This window comes from Streptomyces sp. NPDC001709, from assembly GCF_053596375.1.
Map to the genome: position 1 here is coordinate 164,660 of NZ_JBSFGB010000011.1, position 18,275 is coordinate 182,934.

Sequence of the window (18,275 nt, forward strand, 5' to 3'; positions counted from 1 at the left end):
GAGGACATGCCAGCGAGCTATGCGTATCTCGGCCCCGAGGGCACCTTCACCGAAGTCGCCCTGCGGACGCTCCCGGAAACGGCCACTCGGGCGCTCGTGCCGTATGTGTCGGTGCAGTCCGCGCTGGACGCGGTGCGGGCCGGTGAGGCCGAGGCGGCGTTCGTACCGATCGAGAACTCCGTCGAGGGCGGCATCACCACCACCCTGGACGAACTGGTCGCGGGCGAACCGCTGATGATCTACCGCGAGGTGCTGCTGTCGATCACCTTCGCGCTGCTGGTCCGGCCGGGCACCAAGCTCACGGACATCAAGACGGTCTCCGCCCACCCCGCGGCCCAGCCCCAGGTGCGCAACTGGCTGCGTAAGCACCTCCCGGACGCGCAGTGGGAGTCGGCCGCCTCCAACGCCGACGCCGCCCGCCTGGTCCAGGAAGGCCGCTACGACGCCGCCTTCGCGGGCGAGTTCGCCGCCGCCCGGTACGGCCTCCAGGCCCTGGAGACCGGGATCCACGACGCGGAGAACGCACAGACCCGGTTCGTGCTGGTCGGCCGTCCGGCCCGGCCCGCCGCGCCGACCGGCGCCGACAAGACCTCGGTGGTGCTGTGGCAGCGCGACGACCATCCCGGTGCGCTGCGCGACCTGCTCGGCGAGTTCGCCTCGCGCGGCATCAACCTCATGCTGCTGCAGTCCCGGCCGACCGGCGCCGGCATCGGCAACTACTGCTTCTGCATCGACGCCGAGGGCCATATCTCCGACCGGCGGATGGCGGAGACGCTGATGGGGCTGAAGCGGATCTGTCTCCAGGTGCGTTTCCTCGGCTCCTATCCGCGTGCGGACATCAAGCCGGACGAGGCTCCGGCGACCCGGCCCGGGACCTCGGACGAGGAGTTCATGGCGGCGGCGGACTGGATGGCGCGCTGCCAGGACGGCCGGTTCTAGCCAGTCGTACCTGCATATCATCGTTATCCACAGAAGTTATCCACAGGTCCGCTTCTCGACCTGGGGACAAGTCGACAAGCGCGGGGGACTCGGTCGACAAATCGCTCTTCGGTTCACCGATGGGACGACCTACACCTAGGTCACCCTTCGTCCACCCGTTTCCTTGGGTTCATCTTTCGGGGCGACCGTTTTCCACTCGAAAGTGGGTGTGGACGGCCATTGACCGGGGAATTCCTCACTCCGCTCAGCAGATCCGGATTGATCAATTCCGAAGTCCACAGTTCTTCCACACAGCCTGTGGATAACTCTTCGAGGGGTGTGGATCCCTGTGGACAGCGGGGCCGCGAAGTCCCGTTCTCCACAAGGAAATCCGGTCAACCCGGCGCCCGGGCCCTGCCCCGTCCCAGGGAGTGAGACACTTTTCCTTGACGCGTTCTGACACGTTCCGCAATTCGCGCATAACGGAACGTAAGCGGGCGAACAGTAGCGAATCCGAACTCCCCGGAATAGGGATTCGTGAGCGGCGAGCCCGCACCGGTAGCCTTGGCCTCGTGATTGACCTTCGCCTGCTTCGTGAGGACCCCGACCGTGTGCGCGCGTCCCAGCGCGCCCGTGGAGAGGATGTCGCGCTCGTCGACTCCCTCCTGTCTGCCGACGAGCGGCGCAGGTCCTCCGGCGTCCGCTTCGACGAGCTGCGCGCCGAGCAGAAGCAGCTCGGCAAGCTGATTCCCAAGGCCACCGGCGAGGAGAAGGCCGAGCTGCTGAAGCGGGCGAGCCAGCTCGCCGCCGACGTCAAGGCCGCCGACGCCGAGCGCGACGCGGCCGACGCCGAGACCCAGGAGCTGCTGCTCCGGCTCGGCAACCTCGTTCACCCCGACGTGCCCGTCGGCGGCGAGGAGGACTTCGTCACCCTCGAGACCCACGGCACGATCCGTGACTTCGGTGCCGAGGGCTTCGAGCCCAAGGACCACCTGGAGCTCGGCCAGCTGCTCGGTGCCATCGACGTCGAGCGCGGCGCGAAGGTCTCCGGTTCCCGCTTCTACTTCCTCACCGGTGTCGGCGCCCTGCTGGAGCTGGCGCTGGTGAACGCGGCGCTGGCCCAGGCAACCGCCGCGGGCTTCACCCCCATGCTCACCCCGGCGCTGGTCCGCCCCCAGTCCATGGCGGGCACCGGCTTCCTCGGCCAGGCGGCCCAGGACGTCTACCACCTCGACAAGGACGACTTGTACCTGGTCGGCACGTCCGAGGTCCCGCTGGCGGCGTACCACATGGACGAGATCCTCGACGCGGACCGTCTCCCGCTGCGCTACGCGGGCTTCTCCCCCTGCTTCCGCCGCGAGGCCGGCTCGCACGGCAAGGACACCCGGGGCATCTTCCGGGTGCACCAGTTCGACAAGGTCGAGATGTTCTCCTACGTCGCCCCCGAGGACTCCCGGGCCGAGCACCAGCGCCTGCTGGAGTGGGAGAAGCAGTGGCTGACCTCGCTGGAGCTGCCGTTCCGCGTCATCGACGTCGCCAGCGCCGACCTGGGTTCCTCGGCCGCCCGCAAGTACGACTGCGAGGCGTGGATCCCGACCCAGGGCAAGTACCGCGAGCTGACCTCGACCTCGGACTGCACCGAGTTCCAGTCCCGCCGTCTGTCGATCCGTGTCCGTGACGGCAAGCAGGTCAAGCCGCTCGCCACGCTCAACGGCACGCTGTGCGCCGTCCCGCGCACGATCGTGGCGATCCTGGAGAACCACCAGCTGGCCGACGGCTCCGTCCGGGTCCCCGAGGTGCTGCGCCCGTACCTGGGCGGCCGGGAGGTCCTGGAGCCGGTCGCCAAGTGACCGGCTTTCCGTACCGACTGATCGCCACCGACCTCGACGGAACGCTTCTGCGCTCCGACGAGTCGGTCTCCCAGCGCACCCGAGACGCGCTCGCCGCGGCCACCGCGGCGGGCGCGGCCCATATCGTCGTCACCGGCCGCGCGGTCCCGTGGACCCGGCACATCCTGGACGACCTCGGCTACGACGGACTCGCCGTCTGCGGCCAGGGCGCGCAGGTCTACGACGCCGGGGCGCACCGCCTGCTGACCTCGGTCACCCTGGACCGGCAGCTGGCGGGCGTGGCCCTGGCCAAGATCGAGGCCGAGGTGGGCCCGCTGTACCTGGCGGCCGGCCGGGACGGGCTCGACGGCGAGGTGCTGGTGGGCCCGGGCTACGCGGTCACGGGCACCCTGCCCGCCACGCCCTTCACGGACGTGTCCGACCTCTGGGCGGCCCCCCTCAACAAGATCTACATACAGCACCCGACGCTGAGCGACGACGACCTGGCGGACGCGGCCCGACAGGCGGCCGGCGGCTTCGTCACGGTGGCCATGGCGGGCGAGGGCATCGTGGAACTGTTGCCGCTCGGCCTGTCCAAGGCCACGGGCCTGTCCCTGGCGGCCCGCCGGCTGGGCCTGAAGTCCACGGACACGATCGCCTTCGGCGACATGCCCAACGACATCCCCATGTTCGCCTGGGCCTCCCACGGCGTGGCCATGTCCAACGCCCACGAGGAGCTCCGCGCGGTGGCCGACGAGGTGACGGCCTCCAACGAGGAGGACGGCATCGCGGTGGTGCTGGAGCGGTTGCTGGCGTAGGGGCCGCGCTGCTGGGGGTACGGTCCATCGCCGGGTGCGGGTGCCTCGTACCGCCGTAGCTGCGGCAGTTCGTCCCGCTGGGGTGGCACGGGTGGGCTGGGTCCCCCCCCCGGCTCGAGCGAAGTCGAGAGCGGGGGAGGCACCTCGCGCGCCTAGTCGCGCGACTCACCCGGCCACCCCAGCGAAGGGTGCCCCCTTGCAACAGGGGGCCACGGGGAAGGCGGCCCACGCAAGCGCAGCGCTCACGTGCTCGAAGCGGCCGCCCCGGGCAGCGCTGGAGCTCCACGGTGGGGTAACTACACCGGAGCCGGCCTCGGGCTGCCCTGTCGGGAGCTGGGCGTACTGCCGTGCATGGACGTCGCCCGACTCCTCTCCCAGAACGCGGCGCCGGGACACTCCCGGCGGATGGGGCACAACCACTCTGCCCCGCCGCCGAGTTGGGTGCCACCGAATTAACCGGTGCCCGCGAACCGCCCTACCTGCGGCGCCATCTGCGGCGCCGGGCCTTGCTGAAGAACCAGCCCGCCGGCGGATCGTCGGAGCGCCACGGCTGCGGCTCCGGCTCCTCGGCCCGCCACCGGGCGGCGAGCATCCGGGCTCTCGCGGACGGCTCCGAGGTCTCGGCGGCATGCACGAAGGACTCGTCCAGGACCAACCCGTCCCAGGCGTCACCCGTGGTCCGCCCACGCCCGTCGTTCTGCGGCGTCTCCTCTGCCATCACCGGCCTCCTAGCCGTACATCCGATGTGCCCAGTGTGCCCAGACCCAGGTGAAGCCCCCGTCAAAGCCGCCGCAGGCCCGCGCAGCCCTGCGCAGACCTGCGCAGCCCTACTCCTCGCCTGCCAGCTTCAGCGTCCGCAGCTTCTGTCCGGCGTACCAGGTGGCCAGCACGGTGACCGCCACCAGCAGCACCGTGGCCGTCGGCAGCCCCACGTCCGAGGTCACCAGGTCCCCGCCGGCGACCTTGTGGGCGACGGCCAGCGACCACTGCTGGACGCTGAGCGTGCGCGCGCCGGGCACCAGCGACCCGAACAGCGCCTCCCAGACCAGCGCGTACACGAGCCCGAAGACCACCGCGTGCCGGGAGACCGTGCCGAGCAGCAGGAACACCGCCGAGTAGGCGATGGAGGAGACCAGTGCCGCGACCGTGTAGGCGACGGCGATCTGCTGGCCGTTGCCGTTGAGGATCAGCCCCGCGATCAGGGTCGGCACCGCCGAGAACACCATGGTCACGGCGATGGCGACGATCAGCTTGGTGAAGATGATCGCGGGCCGCTTCAGCGGTTTGGACAGCAGATAGACGACGGAGCCGTCGTCTATCTCCGGGCCGATCGCGCCCGTGCCCGCGATGACGCCGATGATCGGCACCATCGTGGCGATCGCGAAACCGCCGAGCACGTCGGCGGCGGTCTGGTCGTCGGCTCCGGTCAGGCCGCGCACGGCCACGGAGAGCACGATCAGCAGCAGCGGCAGCGCGCCGAGGATGAGCGCCCGACGGCGGCCGAGCAGGGCCCGGTAGGTGAGCCGGGCGACGGTGGGGTCGTACATCTTCGGCCTCCTACGCCGCGACCAGATACGAGAAGACGGACTCCAGGGACTCGTCCGACGGCGAGACCGTGAGCAGCCGGATGCCGTGGTCCCGGGCGACCCGGGGCAGCAGCGCGGTGAAACGGCCGAAGTCGACGGCCTGGATGCGCAGCGCTCCCTCGGTCAGGTCGACCTCGATGCCGGCCGTCGAGGGGTCGGCGATCAGCGCGGCCGCGAGCGTGCGGTCGTCGCTGGAGCGGACGACATAGCGGTGCGGGCGGTCGGTCATCAGCCGGCGGATCTTGCGGAAGTCGCCGCTGGCCGCGTGCCGTCCGGCGACGACGACCTCGATGTGCCGGGCGAGCTGTTCGACCTCTTCGAGGATGTGCGAGGAGAACAGCACGGTGCGGCCCTCGTCGCCCATCTTCCGCAGCAGGTCCATCAGTTGCATGCGCTGGCGCGGGTCCATGCCGTTGAACGGCTCGTCCAGCAGGAGCAGCGAGGGGTCGTGCACCAGCGCGCTCGCCATCTTCACGCGCTGCCGCATGCCCTTGGAGTACGTGGAGATCTTCCGGTCCTGCGCGTACTCCATCTCGACCGTGGCCAGCGCCTTTTGGGCAGCCTTGGCACCCAGGCCGTGCAGCTCGGCGTTGGCGACGACGAACTCGTGGCCGGTGAGGAAGTCGTACATCGCCTCGCGTTCGGGGACGATGCCGATGTGCCGGTAGATCTGCTCGTTGCGCCACACCGGCTGTCCGTCGAGGGTGACGGTGCCGGTGGAGGGGGCGAGGAAGCCGCCCATCATGTTGATCAGGGTGGACTTTCCGGCTCCGTTGGGGCCGAGCAGGCCGGTGACGCCGGGGCCGATGGTCATGGTGATGTCGTTGACGGCGACCACGTTGCCGAACCAGCGGGAGACGTGGTCGATGCTGAGCGTGGTCACAGTCCCACCTTCTTGTAGCGGCGCATCAGCAGGCCGTAGCTGCCGGCGATCAGGCCGAGCACGACCAGGACGTAGACCACGCCCTGCCCGGCCGACGGGTCGACCGCTCCGGGGTTGCGGGCGGTCGCGCCCAGGAAGGCCGACTGGACGCCGTCGATGAGTGTGATGGGCGAGAACAGGCCGATCCACGGGATGGCACTGGAGTGGTTCTGCACATCGGCGATGGCCTGGAGCGTGGAGACCGCGCCGTAGGTGATGATCAGCACGGCGATCACGGCGGCGATGCCGAAGCCGCGGCGCGGGGTGACGGCGGCGATGACCAGGCCTATGCCGGCGAACAGCAGGGAGAGCAGGGCCACGGAGACCAGTCCCTCGGTGAATTCCTTCGTCTGGTGGGCGAAGCCCAGCTTGGACAGCAGCGCGCCCACGTACATCACGAGCAGGGGAGCGGCGGTCAGGATGAAGATCGCCGAGGCGAGAGAGGCGAACTTGGCACGTACGTAGTCGGCGGTCTCGATGGGCCGCGAGAAGTACAGCGGCACGGTCTTGAAGCGCAGGTCGCGGGAGACGGCCTGGGGTGCCTGCGCGGCGACGTACAGGCTGATCACGGCCTGCATCATGATCGCGTAGCGGGTGTAGGCCACCGGTAGTTCATGCGCCTTGGTGAAGACCGCGACGGCCACCATGATGGCCGCGGGCACGCACATCACCGCGAACAGCAGCATCGGCAGCACCTTGGACTTGGCCGAGCGGCCGAGGCCGTAGGAGCCGCGCAGGGACTGCGCGTACAGCGAGCGGCGGGCGTAGGCGCGGCCCAGGCGGGGGCCGTCGTAGCCGCGGTAGCCGATGTCGTGGATGCGGGTCTGGTCGCCCGTGGGCGAGGTCAGGGGCTGCAAGGGGTGCTCAACCGCCATGGCTGACGGCCTCCTTCCGCTGCTCGTCGCTGCCGTGTTCGTCGCTGCCGGTGAACACCTCGGAGATGTGGTGCCGGCGCTGCTCCATGCGCACCAGGCCGAGCCCGAGGTCGGCGACGACGTCCCGGATCAGGTCGTACGTCTCCTCGCCCTGGGCGGTCAGCAGCAAGATGTGGCCCGCGCCGGGCAGGCCCTGGCCCTCGTTGTGGGTGTCCACCCCGCGCGCGTGGAGCGCGTCGCGGACCGCGCTGGTGCCGTCGGGGTGGGCGTCGCTGTCGGCGACCTCGATCGCGAGGGTGGCCGTGGCCTGGGTGAAGTCGGTGGTGGAGCTGGAGCGCAGGAGCTTGCCGCCGTCGATGACGACAACGTGGTCGCAGGTGCGCTCCAGTTCACCCAGGAGGTGGGAGGTGACCAGGACCGAGATGCCGAAGTCGGTGTGGATGCGGCGGATCAGGCCGAGCATCTCGTCCCGGCCGACCGGGTCGAGGCCGTTGGTCGGCTCGTCCAGGAACACCAGTTGCGGGTCGTGCACCAGCGCCTGGGCGAGCTTCACCCGCTGTTTCATGCCTGTGGAGTAGCCGCCGATGGGGCGGTAGCGCTCCTCGTACAGACCGACGTGGCGCAGGGTGTCCGCGGTGCGCTCGCGCGCGGCGGTGGGCGGCAGGCCGGACATGCGCGCCATGTGGACGACGAACTCGGTGGCCGAGACGTCGGGCGGCAGGCAGTCGTGCTCCGGCATGTAGCCCACGCGTTCACGGATGGCGCCGCCCTTGGTGGCGACGTCGAGGCCGAGCACCTCGGCGCGGCCCTCCGTGGCGGGGGACAGACCCAGCAGGATCTTGATCAGGGTGGACTTGCCGGCGCCGTTGGCTCCGACGAGTCCGGTCACACCGGGCCCGATGTCCACGGACAGCCGGTCGAGAGCGGTCACCCGGGGGAACCGCTTGCTCAGGCTTTCGGTCGCGATCACAGTCACGCAGACGACGGTAGTGATCCGGGCCACGCCAGTCGTCAGACCTCAGAGCCGTCTTCGCGTCAGACCCAGGTATTACGGGACCCTAAGGGATGCCCCTGCCCAGGGGTTACCCCGGGTTTTCCACAGCCTGCCGCCCACCCTATTGACGCCGCCTCTAACAACTGTCACATTCGCCAGTGTCAAGTTACGGACGCGTACCGCAGTCGACGGCGAGTCGGCGGCACGACGGGACGAGGCGGCATGACGACGGCAGTGAGCAGCGAACTCTCCGTTGAGCTGCGGGGATTCAGGCGAGTGCAGCGCCTCGCCTACGAGTGCGCGGAGGCGGTCGCGGCGCGGCTGGAGCCGGGCGTGACCGAGCGCGAGGCGGCGCGGATGCAGCGGGAATGGCTGCGCGAGCACGGGGTGCGGGACTGGTTCCACCTCCCCTTCGCGTGGTTCGGCGACCGCACCGCGTTCGTCAACTTCCGCATACCCCTGCAGTTCTTCCCCACCGACCGCGCCCTGGAGCCCGGGATGCCGTTCATCCTGGACATGGCGCCGGTCTACGAGGGCTACACGGCGGACATCGGCTACTCGGGCTCGCTCGGCGTGAACCCGGTGCAGGACCGGCTGATGGCCGACCTGGAGGCGCACCGCGAGCTCATCCTGCGCGAGGTGCGCGAGCGGCGCCCGCTGCGCGAGATCTACGAGCACGTGGACCGGCTCATGGTCCGCCAGGGTTATGCCAACCGGCATCGTGCGTACCCGTTCGGCGTGATCGCCCACAAGGTGGACCGGGTGAAGCAGCGCCGCTTCTCCCCCCATCTGTTCGGATTCGGTACGCAGTCCCTGAAGGGTCTCGCCGCCGACGCGCTGCACGGCCACCGCGAGGGCTGGTCCCCCCTGTGGTCGCCGTACCGCTTCTCCGACCACCCGCCGCGGCCGGGTCTGTGGGCGGTCGAACCCCACCTCGGCTTCCGGGGTACGGGCGCGAAGTTCGAGGAGATCCTCGTGGTCACCGACTCGAAGGACCCTGAGCAGAGCGCGTTCTGGCTGGACGACGATCTGCCGCACGTGCGGCGCTGGGCGGAGGAGAAGTGACGCTGAAGGGTGCGCGGGAGCGCCGGGTGGCGACCGGCGGGGTCGAGCTGTGCGTGGCCGAACTGGGCGACCCGCAGCAGCCGACGGTGGTGCTGGTGCACGGCTACCCCGACAGCAAGGAGGTCTGGTCGGAGGTCGCCGTCCGCCTCGCCGACCGCTTCCACGTGGTCCTGTACGACGTCCGGGGCCACGGCCGCTCGACGGCGCCCAAGCCGCTGCGCGGCGGCTTCACCCTGCCCAAGCTCACCGACGACTTCCTAGCCGTCGTGGACGCGGTCAGCCCGGACCGCCCGGTGCACCTGGTCGGGCACGACTGGGGTTCGGTGCAGTCCTGGGAGTTCGTCACGGTCGGCCGCACCGAGGGCCGGATCGCCTCCTTCACCTCGATCTCCGGCCCGTCCCTGGACCACTTCGGACACTGGATCAGCGCGCGCGTGAAGCGCCCGACGCCCCGCCGGGTGGGCCAGCTCCTCGGCCAGGGCGCCAAGTCCTGGTACGTGTACCTGCTGCACACGCCGGTCCTGCCGGAGCTGGCCTGGCGCGGCCCGCTCGGCAAGCGCTGGCCCAAGGTCCTGGAGCGGGTCGAGAAGGTCACCGCCGCCGACTACCCGACCGCCTCCCTCCCCTCCGACGCGGCGCACGGCGCCTGGCTGTACCGGGACAACGTCCGCGCCCGGCTGCGCAGGCCGCGCCCCGACGCATACGCGCACGCGCCCGTGCAGCTCATCACGCCCCAGGACGACGCGTTCCTCTCGGAGCGGCTCTACGACGACCTGGAGCAGTGGGTGCCCCAGCTGACCCGCCGCACACTCCCGGCCAGGCACTGGGTCCCCCGCACCCGCCCTGGTCAACTCGCTTCCTGGATCGAGGAATTCATCATGTCTGTGGACGGTGGCCGCCCCGAGCCGAAGGCCACCGGCCGCCACGCCGACCGGTTCGGCGGGCAGTTGGTGCTGATCACCGGTGCCGGCAGCGGCATCGGCCGGGCCACGGCGTTCGCGTTCGCCGAGGCCGGCGCGCGCGTGGTGGCCGTCGACCGCGACGCCGAGGCCGCCGCCCGCACCGCCGAGCTGTCGCGGCTCATCGGCGCGCCCGAGGCCTGGGCCGAGACGGCCGACGTCTCCGACGAGCAGGCGATGGAGAAGCTCGCCGAGAAGGTGCACCGCGAGTACGGCGTGCTGGACGTGCTGGTCAACAACGCGGGTATCGGCCTGTCCGGCTCCTTCTTCGCCACCACGACCGACGACTGGCGCAAGGTCCTGGACGTCAACCTCTGGGGCGTGATCCACGGCTGCCGCCTCTTCGGCGCGCGGATGGCCGAACGCGGCCAGGGCGGCCACATCGTCAACATCGCCTCGGCGGCCGCCTTCCAGCCCTCTCGCGCCCTGCCCGCCTACAGCACGTCCAAGGCGGCGGTGCTGATGCTCTCCGAGTGCCTGCGCGCCGAACTCGCCGGGCAGGACATCGGGGTGAGCGCGATATGCCCCGGCATCGTCAACACCAACATCACCTCCACGGCCCGCTTCGCCGGCGTCGACAAGGAGGAAGAACGCCGCCGCCAGAAGAACTCGGCCCGCCTGTACGGCCTGCGCAACTACCCCCCGGAGAAGGTCGCCGAGGCGATCCTGACCGCCGTGACCCACAACAGGGCCGTGGTGCCGGTGACGCCGGAGGCCCGGGGCGCCCATCTGCTGTCACGCTTCGCGCCGAGGGCGTTGCGCCGACTGGCACGGGTCGAGCCGAAGTTGTGAGGGCGGAGGGGGCCGCGCCGCCAGGGGGGTGCAGAACCGTTGCCGAGTGCGGGCACGCCATGGCTGGTCGCGCAGTCCCCCGCGCCCCTTCGGGGCACCGCAGCCGCGGGCAGTCGTACCGCGGGGCGGCGCCCGTCCCACGCAGAGCGGCACCCGGCAAGCACCGGCGAGCGGCCCGACCCCCGCCCAGCCCACACCCCGGCCAGCAGTCGAGGAACCCGAGCATGTCCGACCCCCCGGCCCAAAAGACCTACCGCATCGAGGACCTGGCCCACCAAACCCACACCACGGTGAGAACCATCCGCGCCTACCAGGACCGCGGCCTCCTCCCCCGCCCGGAACGCCAGGGCCGCGCGAACCACTACTCCGAGGCCCACATCACCCGGCTCCACCAGATCGCCCACCTCCTCGACCGCGGCTACACCCTGGCCTCGATCAAGGAGCTGCTGGACGCCTGGGACACCGGCCGCGGCCTGGGCGGCGTCCTCGGCCTGGTCACCGAGGTGGAAGGGCCGTGGACGGACGAACGCCCCGACCGCATCACCCGCACCGACCTGGACGCCCGCTTCGGCGGCACGCCGGACGACGACGCCGTGACCGAGGCAGTCGAACTCGGCGTGCTGGAGCGGATCGACGGCGACCCCGACACGTTCCTCGTGCCGAGCCCCCAAGAGCTCTCCGTCGCCGTCGAGTTGCACGAGGCCGGAGTTCCCCTGTCCGCGATCTCGGGCCATCTACGGGAGTTGAGGGGTCAGGTCGAGCACATCGCCGCCCGATTCCTGGAGTTCACCACCGAGTACGTCTTCGCCCGCTATCTGGACGACCCCGAGCACCGTACAGATGCACACGCGGCGGAAGCAGCCTCACTCGTGCGCCGTCTGCGCCCACTGGCCCAGCAGACGATGGAAGTCGAACTGGCCCGTGCCATGCGCTCGTTGGCGACCCGGCATCTGCGCACACACCTGGGTACGGAGAAGCCGGTGGACGAGCCTGCCGGCGACCGTTCCGTCACTCTTCCCGCCGAGACGATCGAGGCTGTGGAGAGGCTCGTTGGACGTGAACACACTGCCGAGTTCATCGCACTGGCGGCCGAACGCGAGGTGAGAGCACGTGGTTTGGACCGCCTGACCTCAGGTGTCGTACAGGACACGGAAGTTCACTAATCACCCGAAGAGGTACGCCACTTGTCCACAGACATGTCAATTCCCCTGTGGATAACCTCAGTTGGTTGTGGATCAAACCTACGAACAAAAAAACCTGCGTGATCCGCGTCTCTCCCGCACGCTGGACGCATGACCGAAAGACACGACGAGAGACGCACCGTGAAGGTGTCGAAGTACCTCTCCAAACACCTGCGCCACCAGCCGGAGCGCATCGGCCTGACCCTGGACCCGGGCGGCTGGGTGGAGATCGACACCCTGATCGCCGCGGCCACCGCCCACGGCTTCCGGTTCACCCGCGAGGAACTGGACCACGTGGTGGCCACCAACGACAAACAGCGCTTCGCGATCGACGGCAACCGCATCCGCGCCAGCCAGGGCCACAGCGTCGAGGTCGACCTCGGCCTGCCCCCGGCGACCCCGCCGCCGTACCTCTACCACGGCACCGTCGCCCGCAACCTGGACGCGATCCGCGCGGACGGCCTCAGGCCCATGAGCCGACACGACGTCCACCTCTCCGCCGACCGCGAGACCGCCACCCGGGTCGGCGCCCGCCGCGGCCGCCCCGTGGTCCTCACCGTCGACGCCGGTGCCATGCACCGCGACGGACACGTCTTCCACGTCAGCGCCAACGGCGTCTGGCTGACCAGGGCCGTACCACCGCGCTACCTGCGGTTTCCGGGCCCCCACTGACACGAGGCCCCCTTCGAGCGGGCGTACCCGTGATCCTGCTCACCCCGTGGCCGATCAGCGGCGTACGGTGATTGTTTGGCCGGTTGTCAGTGGGGCCGCTTACTCTCGGACGCATGAGTCTGCGTCTGAGCACCGTGATCCTGCCCTACCGCCGCTGGAGCGAAGGCGGCCGTTCGGCCTGGGTGCGGGCCGAGCAGCTCGGCTTCCACACCGCGTACACCTACGACCACCTGTCCTGGCGCAGTTTCCGTGACGGCCCGTGGTTCGGCGCGGTCCCGACGCTGACCGCCGCCGCCGGCGTCACCGAGCGGCTGCGCCTGGGGACGCTGGTGACCTCACCTAACTTCCGGCACCCGGTGACCCTCGCCAAGGAGCTGATCTCCCTCGACGACATCTCCGGCGGCCGGATCACGCTCGGCATCGGCGCCGGTGGCACCGGCTTCGACGCCTCGGCGCTGGGCCAGGAGCCGTGGAGCCCGCGCGAGCGCGCCGACCGGTTCGCCGAGTTCGTGCCGCTGCTGGACCGGCTGCTCACCGAGGACGCGGTGTCGTACGAGGGCCGCTTCTACTCGGCGCACGAGGCGCGCAACATCCCGGGCTGTGTGCAGCGGCCCCGACTGCCGTTCGCCGTGGCGGCCACCGGCCCGCGCGGCCTGAAGCTCGCCGCCCGGCACGGACAGGCCTGGGTGACCACGGGCGACCCGAAGCTGTACGAGTCGGGCACCCCGGAGCAGTCGGTAGAGGCCCTGCGCGGGCAGATCGCCAAGCTGTCCGAGGCCTGCGCGGACGCCGGGCGGGACGTGGCAGGCCTGGACAAGATCCTGCTCACAGGCTTCACCCCGGACCGCGCCCGGCCGCTTCGGTCCCTGGACGCCTTCGTGGACTTCGCCGGCCGGCACCAGGAGCTGGGCTTCACGGAGATCGTGATCCACTGGCCCGTGCCGGACTCCGACTTCGCCACGGACGAGAAGGTCTTCGAGCAGATCGCCATGGAGACCACCGCCCAACTGGCTTGACCGGTACGGCCACGGGGGCCGAGCGTCATCTGTGTCTCATCTGTGCGCAGTCCCGCACGGCCGTGCTGGCATATGCGCGAGAATGGCCGGGTGACCTCAGCGACCAGACAGCCCGGGACCCCGTCCGCCGCCGTACGACCGCGGCTGATCGCCACCGACCTCGACGGCACGCTGCTGCGCGACGACAAGTCGGTCTCCTCACGCACGGTCGCCGCGCTGGCCGCCGCGGAGGAGGCGGGCATCGAGGTCTTCTTCGTCACCGGCCGCCCGGCCCGCTGGATGGACGTCGTCAGCGACCACGTCCACGGCCACGGCCTGGCGATCTGCGGCAACGGCGCCGCCGTGGTCGACCTGCACGGCGGCCCCGGCACCCACCGCTTCGTCAAGGTGCGCGAACTGGCCCGCGCGAACGCCCTGGACGCCGTACGGCTGCTGCGCGAGGCGGCGCCGGGCACGGTGTTCGCGGTCGAGCAGACCTACGGCTTCCACCAGGAGCCGGACTATCCCAAGCTGCACATGGAGATACCGGACAACCTCCTGCCCGCCGAGCAACTCCTCGCCCCCGACGGCCCCGACGCCGACCAGCCCGTGCTCAAGATCCTGGCCTACCACCAGGATCTCGACCCGGACGCCTTCCTCACCCTCGCCCGGCTCGCGATCGGCGACCGCGCCAACGTCACCCGCTCCAGCCCCAGCGCCCTGCTGGAACTGAGCGGCCCCGACGTCTCCAAGGCCAGCACCCTCGCCCTGTGCTGCGCCGAGCGCGGTATCTCGCACGAGGAGGTCGTCGCCTTCGGCGACATGCCCAACGACGTCGAGATGCTCACCTGGGCCGGCCAGTCGTACGCGATGGGCAACGCCCACCCGGACGTCATCGCCGCAGCATCGGGCCATACGGTCGCCAACAACGAGGACGGTGTCGCGGTCGTGATCGAGCAGTTGCTCGCGGCACGCTACTGAAGCACCGCAGGCCGGCAGAACCGGATCCGGGTTCCGGATGAGCGCGCCGAGCAGCCCCTTGCGCCCATCCGGGAACCGGCCGATACGGCGGGCGGTCGTCCCGTCCGCCGGAGCCGCGAACCGAGGTGCCCTTCACCCCGCCCCCACCAGCGACTCCGCCTCCGCCTCCCGCCGCGCCAGCCCCCGCAGCGGCCCGTCCGCCGCGAGAAGCTCCGCGTACGTGCCCCGCTGCACCACCCGGCCCGCGTCGAGCACGATCACCTCGTCCACGGCCTCCAGTCCCGCCAGCCGGTGGGTGATCAGCAGCGTCGTACGGCCCTGAGTGGCGGCCAGCAGATCGGCGGTCAGCGCGTCGGCCGTCGGCAGATCCAGATGCTCGGCGGGCTCGTCGAGGACCAGGACCGGGAAGTCGGCCAGCAGGGCGCGGGCCAGCGCCAACCGCTGCCGCTGACCGCCCGACAGCCGCGCCCCGTGCTCACCGACCAGCGTGTCCAGGCCATCGGGCAGCCCGTCCACCCAGTCCAGCAGACGGGCCCGGTCCAGCGCCCGGCGCAGATCGGCCTCGGTGGCGTCCTTCCTGGCCAGCAGCAGGTTCTCGCGCACCGAGCTGTCGAAGAGATGCGCGTCCTGCGCACACAGCCCGACGAGCCGCCGTACGTCGTCACCGGCCAGCGCGTACGCGTCCACACCGGCGAGCGTGTACGAGCCCTCCTGCGGGTCCAGGAAGCGCAGCAGCACCTGCGCGAGGGTCGTCTTGCCGGAACCGGACGCCCCGACCACCGCGATCCGCCGCCCCTCCCGCAGCGTGAGCTCGAAGCCGGCAAGCGCCTCCCTCTGCTGCCCCTCATACCGCGCGGCCAGCCCCTTGACCACCACCGGGAACGGCGAGGCGGGCGCCTGCCGGGGCCGCTCGGGCTCCCGCACGGGCTCCGGAGCGTCCAGCACCTCATGGACGCGCTCGGCGCTGCGCCGCACCCGCTGCCGGTGGCGTACGGCGAGCGGCAGCCCGAGTACGGCCTCGAAGGCGGCCAGGGGAGTGAGGACGACCACGGCCATCGCCACGCCGCCGAGCCGACCCGCGGCCACTGCCTGGGCGCCGAGCAGCGCGGTCGCCGTGACGGTCAGGCCGGAGATCAGCGCGATGAGCCCGTCGCCGAGCGCGGTCACGGCGGCAGCGCGCGAGGCGATCCGGGTGAGGGCGCCGTCGGCTCGCCGGGCCTCGCCCGTACGGGCGGGCAGCGCACCGGCTACGGTCAGCTCGGCGGTGCCGGTGAGCAGGTCGGTGACGCGGGTGGCGAGGGTGCCTCGGGCGGGAGCCAGCCGTCGCTCGGTCCGCCGGGCCACGGCCGCGGTGACGAGCGGGACACCGACCCCGGCCGCCACGAGGCTCACCGCCAGGGCGGCCCCCGCCTCCGGCAGCAGCCAGGCCGTGAAGCCGACGGAGGCCGCGGAGACCACGACGGCGACCGAGGCGGGCAGCAGCCACCGCAGCCAGTAGTCCTGGAGCTCGTCGACGTCCGCGACCAGCCGGGTCAGCAGATCACCGCGCCGGGCGGTCCGCAGTCCGGCGGGCGCGAGTGCCTCCAGCCGCCGGTACACGGCGACCCGGGTGTCGGCCAGCATGCGCAGCACGGCGTCGTGCGACACCAGCCGCTCGGCGTACCGGAAGACGGCCCGCCCGATCCCGAAGGCCCGCGTGGCCGTCACCGCCACCATCAGGTACAACACCGGAGGCTGCTGCGAGGCCCGCGAGATGAGCCACCCCGAGGTCGCCATCAACCCCACGGCACTACCCAGCGCAAGGGTGCCGAGCACCAACGCCAGCACCAACCGCCCCCGCCGAGGCCCGGCAAGCGCACGAACCCGCGCAAGCACACGCCGGTGACGCACCGAAGCGACCCCGCCCGAACCACTCTGCGGCCCACCGAGCCCAGAGTCCGACGGGCCCCCTTCCGGCCCACCGAGCCCGGACACCAGCCCCCTGGGTGGCCGACTGCCGCTCCGGGCGCTCAACGACTCCGCACACTCCAGCCGCACCACCCGACCGGCAATCTCCAGCAACGCCGGCCGATGCACAACGAGCAGCACCGTACGGCCCGCTGCAAGCCGCCGCACCGCCGCCACGACCTCCGCCTCCGTACCCCCGTCCAACGAGGCCGTCGGCTCATCCAGCAACAGCACAGGCCGGTCCGCGAGAAAGGCCCGCGCAAGAGCCAACCGCTGCCGCTGACCCGCCGACAGCCCGCCCCCGTCCTCGCCGAGCACGGTGTCCGCCCCCTCGGGCAACGCATCCACGAACTCCAGCGCACCGGCATCCCGCAGCGCCCGCCGTACCGCACCCTCGTCCGCGTCGGGCCGGGCCAGCCGTACGTTCTCCGCGATGGTCCCGGCGTACAGATGCGGCCGCTGCGGCACCCACGCGATCCGCGACCGCCACTCATCCAGGTCGAGGTCCGCGAGATCGGCTCCCCCGACCCGCACCCGCCCCTCGGCGGGCTCGACGAACCCGAGCAGCACGTTCAGCAGCGTCGACTTGCCCGCCCCGCTCGGCCCCACCAACGCGACCGTCTCACCGGGCTCGACGCTGAACGACACGTCCGTCACCGCGTCCATGGAACGGCCGGGGTAGCGAACGGTGATCCCCTCGAAGGCCACCGCACCCGCGGGCACCGCTCCGGTTCCGGACGCCGGAACCGGGGTCTGCAGCACCGTGAAGATCTCCTCCGCCGCGGCAAGGCCCTCGGCCGCCGCGTGGTACTGCGCACCGACCTGGCGCAGCGGCAGATAAGCCTCGGGGGCCAGCACGAGGATCACCAGACCGACGTACAGATCCATGTCACCGTGCACGAGCCGCATCCCGATCGTCACCGCGACCAGGGCAACGGACAGGGTGGCAAGCAACTCCAGGGCAAACGAGGAGAGAAAGGCGATCCGCAGAGTCCGCAGCGTGGCCTGCCGGTACTCGCCGGTGATCCTGCGGATGGACTCGGCCTGAGCCTTGGCCCGGCCGAAGACCTTCAACGTGGGCAGCCCGGCGACCACGTCCAGGAAGTGCCCGGACAGCCGGGACAGCAGCCGCCACTGACGGTCCATCCTGGACTGGGTGGCCCAGCCGATCAGCATCATGAAGAGCGGGATGAGGGGCAGGGTGCCGACGATGATCGCCGCAGACACCCAATCCTCCGTGACGATCCGCGCCAGCACCGCCACCGGCACCACCACCGCGAGCCCCAACTGCGGCAGATAGCGCGAGAAGTAGTCGTCAAGGGCATCGACCCCACGCGTGGCCAGGGTGACCAGCGAACCGGTGCGCTGCCCCGCCAGCCACCCGGGGCCGAGCGCCGCCGCCCGGTCGAGAAGCCGGCCTCGCAGCGCGGACTTCACCGCCGCACTCGCCCGGTGGGCGGCGAGTTCGGTGAGCCAGGCGACAACCGACCGGCCCACGGCCACGACCGCCAACAGCAGCAGGGGAGCGCGCAGTTGAGCTACAGACTGCCCGTGCTGGAAGGCTCCGACGACGATCTCGGCGATGAGCATCGCCTGGGCGATGACCAGCCCCGCCCCGACAGCACCCAGGCCGACGACCGCCACGAGGAAGAGGCGCGTGACGCGGGCGTACCGCAGCAGACGTGGATCGATTGGTTTCACGTGAAACGTGCCCTTCGGTCCAGAGGGTGTGTTTCACGTG

Annotated in this window: 15 protein-coding genes; 9 read left to right on the top strand and 6 right to left on the bottom strand. The window is 70.9% G+C overall.

Features of this window, described 5'->3' with window-relative positions:
• Positions 1 to 6: 6 nt before the first annotated feature.
• From pheA to ACWC0C_RS18740, 3 genes are all read left to right on the top strand, one after another.
• Positions 7 to 939 (top strand): prephenate dehydratase, encoded by a 933-nt coding sequence (gene pheA, locus ACWC0C_RS18730; protein WP_449195079.1) that lies wholly within the window; start codon positions 7 to 9, stop codon positions 937 to 939.
• 551 nt (positions 940 to 1,490) lie between these two features.
• Positions 1,491 to 2,768 (top strand): serine--tRNA ligase, encoded by a 1,278-nt coding sequence (gene serS / locus ACWC0C_RS18735; RefSeq protein WP_450864897.1) that lies wholly within the window; start codon positions 1,491 to 1,493, stop codon positions 2,766 to 2,768.
• Entirely contained in the window at positions 2,765 to 3,565 is an 801-nt protein-coding gene (locus ACWC0C_RS18740) for an HAD family hydrolase (protein WP_449195077.1), read from the top strand. Before serS ends, ACWC0C_RS18740 begins: the two co-directional genes overlap by 4 nt.
• Before the next feature lie 475 nt (positions 3,566 to 4,040).
• Here ACWC0C_RS18740 and ACWC0C_RS18745 read toward each other — a convergent pair whose 3' ends face one another.
• From ACWC0C_RS18745 to ACWC0C_RS18765, 5 genes are all read right to left on the bottom strand, one after another.
• Complete coding sequence (locus ACWC0C_RS18745; protein ID WP_450864898.1) at positions 4,041 to 4,283, bottom strand: SGM_3592 family protein; 243 nt, start codon at positions 4,281 to 4,283, stop codon at positions 4,041 to 4,043.
• A gap of 109 nt (positions 4,284 to 4,392) precedes the next feature.
• Positions 4,393 to 5,112: an ABC transporter permease subunit gene (locus ACWC0C_RS18750; protein WP_449195075.1), complete on the bottom strand. Its 720-nt coding sequence runs from the start codon at positions 5,110 to 5,112 to the stop codon at positions 4,393 to 4,395.
• Between the two features lie 10 nt (positions 5,113 to 5,122).
• Positions 5,123 to 6,034, bottom strand: a complete 912-nt coding sequence (locus ACWC0C_RS18755; protein ID WP_450864899.1) for an ABC transporter ATP-binding protein — start codon at positions 6,032 to 6,034, stop codon at positions 5,123 to 5,125.
• Complete coding sequence (locus ACWC0C_RS18760) at positions 6,031 to 6,948, bottom strand: ABC transporter permease subunit (RefSeq protein WP_450864900.1); 918 nt, start codon at positions 6,946 to 6,948, stop codon at positions 6,031 to 6,033. The genes ACWC0C_RS18755 and ACWC0C_RS18760 overlap by 4 nt, the downstream gene beginning before the upstream one ends.
• Positions 6,938 to 7,918, bottom strand: coding sequence for an ABC transporter ATP-binding protein (locus tag ACWC0C_RS18765; protein WP_450864931.1), 981 nt, complete (start codon positions 7,916 to 7,918; stop codon positions 6,938 to 6,940). The genes ACWC0C_RS18760 and ACWC0C_RS18765 overlap by 11 nt, the downstream gene beginning before the upstream one ends.
• A 246-nt stretch (positions 7,919 to 8,164) precedes the next feature.
• Here ACWC0C_RS18765 and ACWC0C_RS18770 point away from each other — a divergent pair, with 246 nt between their 5' ends.
• The 6 genes from ACWC0C_RS18770 (at position 8,165) to ACWC0C_RS18795 (ending at position 14,587) form a co-directional block, all read left to right on the top strand.
• Positions 8,165 to 9,007, top strand: coding sequence for a M24 family metallopeptidase (locus ACWC0C_RS18770; protein ID WP_450864901.1), 843 nt, complete (start codon positions 8,165 to 8,167; stop codon positions 9,005 to 9,007).
• Positions 9,004 to 10,758: an SDR family oxidoreductase gene (locus ACWC0C_RS18775; protein ID WP_450864902.1), complete on the top strand. Its 1,755-nt coding sequence runs from the start codon at positions 9,004 to 9,006 to the stop codon at positions 10,756 to 10,758. The genes ACWC0C_RS18770 and ACWC0C_RS18775 overlap by 4 nt, the downstream gene beginning before the upstream one ends.
• A gap of 224 nt (positions 10,759 to 10,982) precedes the next feature.
• Entirely contained in the window at positions 10,983 to 11,921 is a 939-nt protein-coding gene (locus ACWC0C_RS18780; RefSeq protein ID WP_450864903.1) for a MerR family transcriptional regulator, read from the top strand.
• Positions 11,922 to 12,050: 129 nt separating this feature from the next.
• Positions 12,051 to 12,611, top strand: a complete 561-nt coding sequence (locus tag ACWC0C_RS18785) for an RNA 2'-phosphotransferase (RefSeq protein ID WP_449195069.1) — start codon at positions 12,051 to 12,053, stop codon at positions 12,609 to 12,611.
• Positions 12,612 to 12,724: 113 nt separating this feature from the next.
• Positions 12,725 to 13,627, top strand: coding sequence for an LLM class flavin-dependent oxidoreductase (locus ACWC0C_RS18790; RefSeq protein ID WP_449195068.1), 903 nt, complete (start codon positions 12,725 to 12,727; stop codon positions 13,625 to 13,627).
• A gap of 72 nt (positions 13,628 to 13,699) precedes the next feature.
• On the top strand, positions 13,700 to 14,587 hold the full coding sequence (locus tag ACWC0C_RS18795) for a Cof-type HAD-IIB family hydrolase (RefSeq protein ID WP_450864904.1): 888 nt from the start codon (positions 13,700 to 13,702) through the stop codon (positions 14,585 to 14,587).
• 132 nt (positions 14,588 to 14,719) lie between these two features.
• On the opposite strand, the gene cydD is transcribed toward ACWC0C_RS18795, so the two are convergent.
• The gene (cydD, locus tag ACWC0C_RS18800) at positions 14,720 to 18,235 is read right to left on the bottom strand and encodes a thiol reductant ABC exporter subunit CydD (RefSeq protein WP_450864905.1); all 3,516 of its coding nucleotides are present in this window, start codon (positions 18,233 to 18,235) and stop codon (positions 14,720 to 14,722) included.
• Between the last annotated feature and the right edge of the window lie 40 nt (positions 18,236 to 18,275).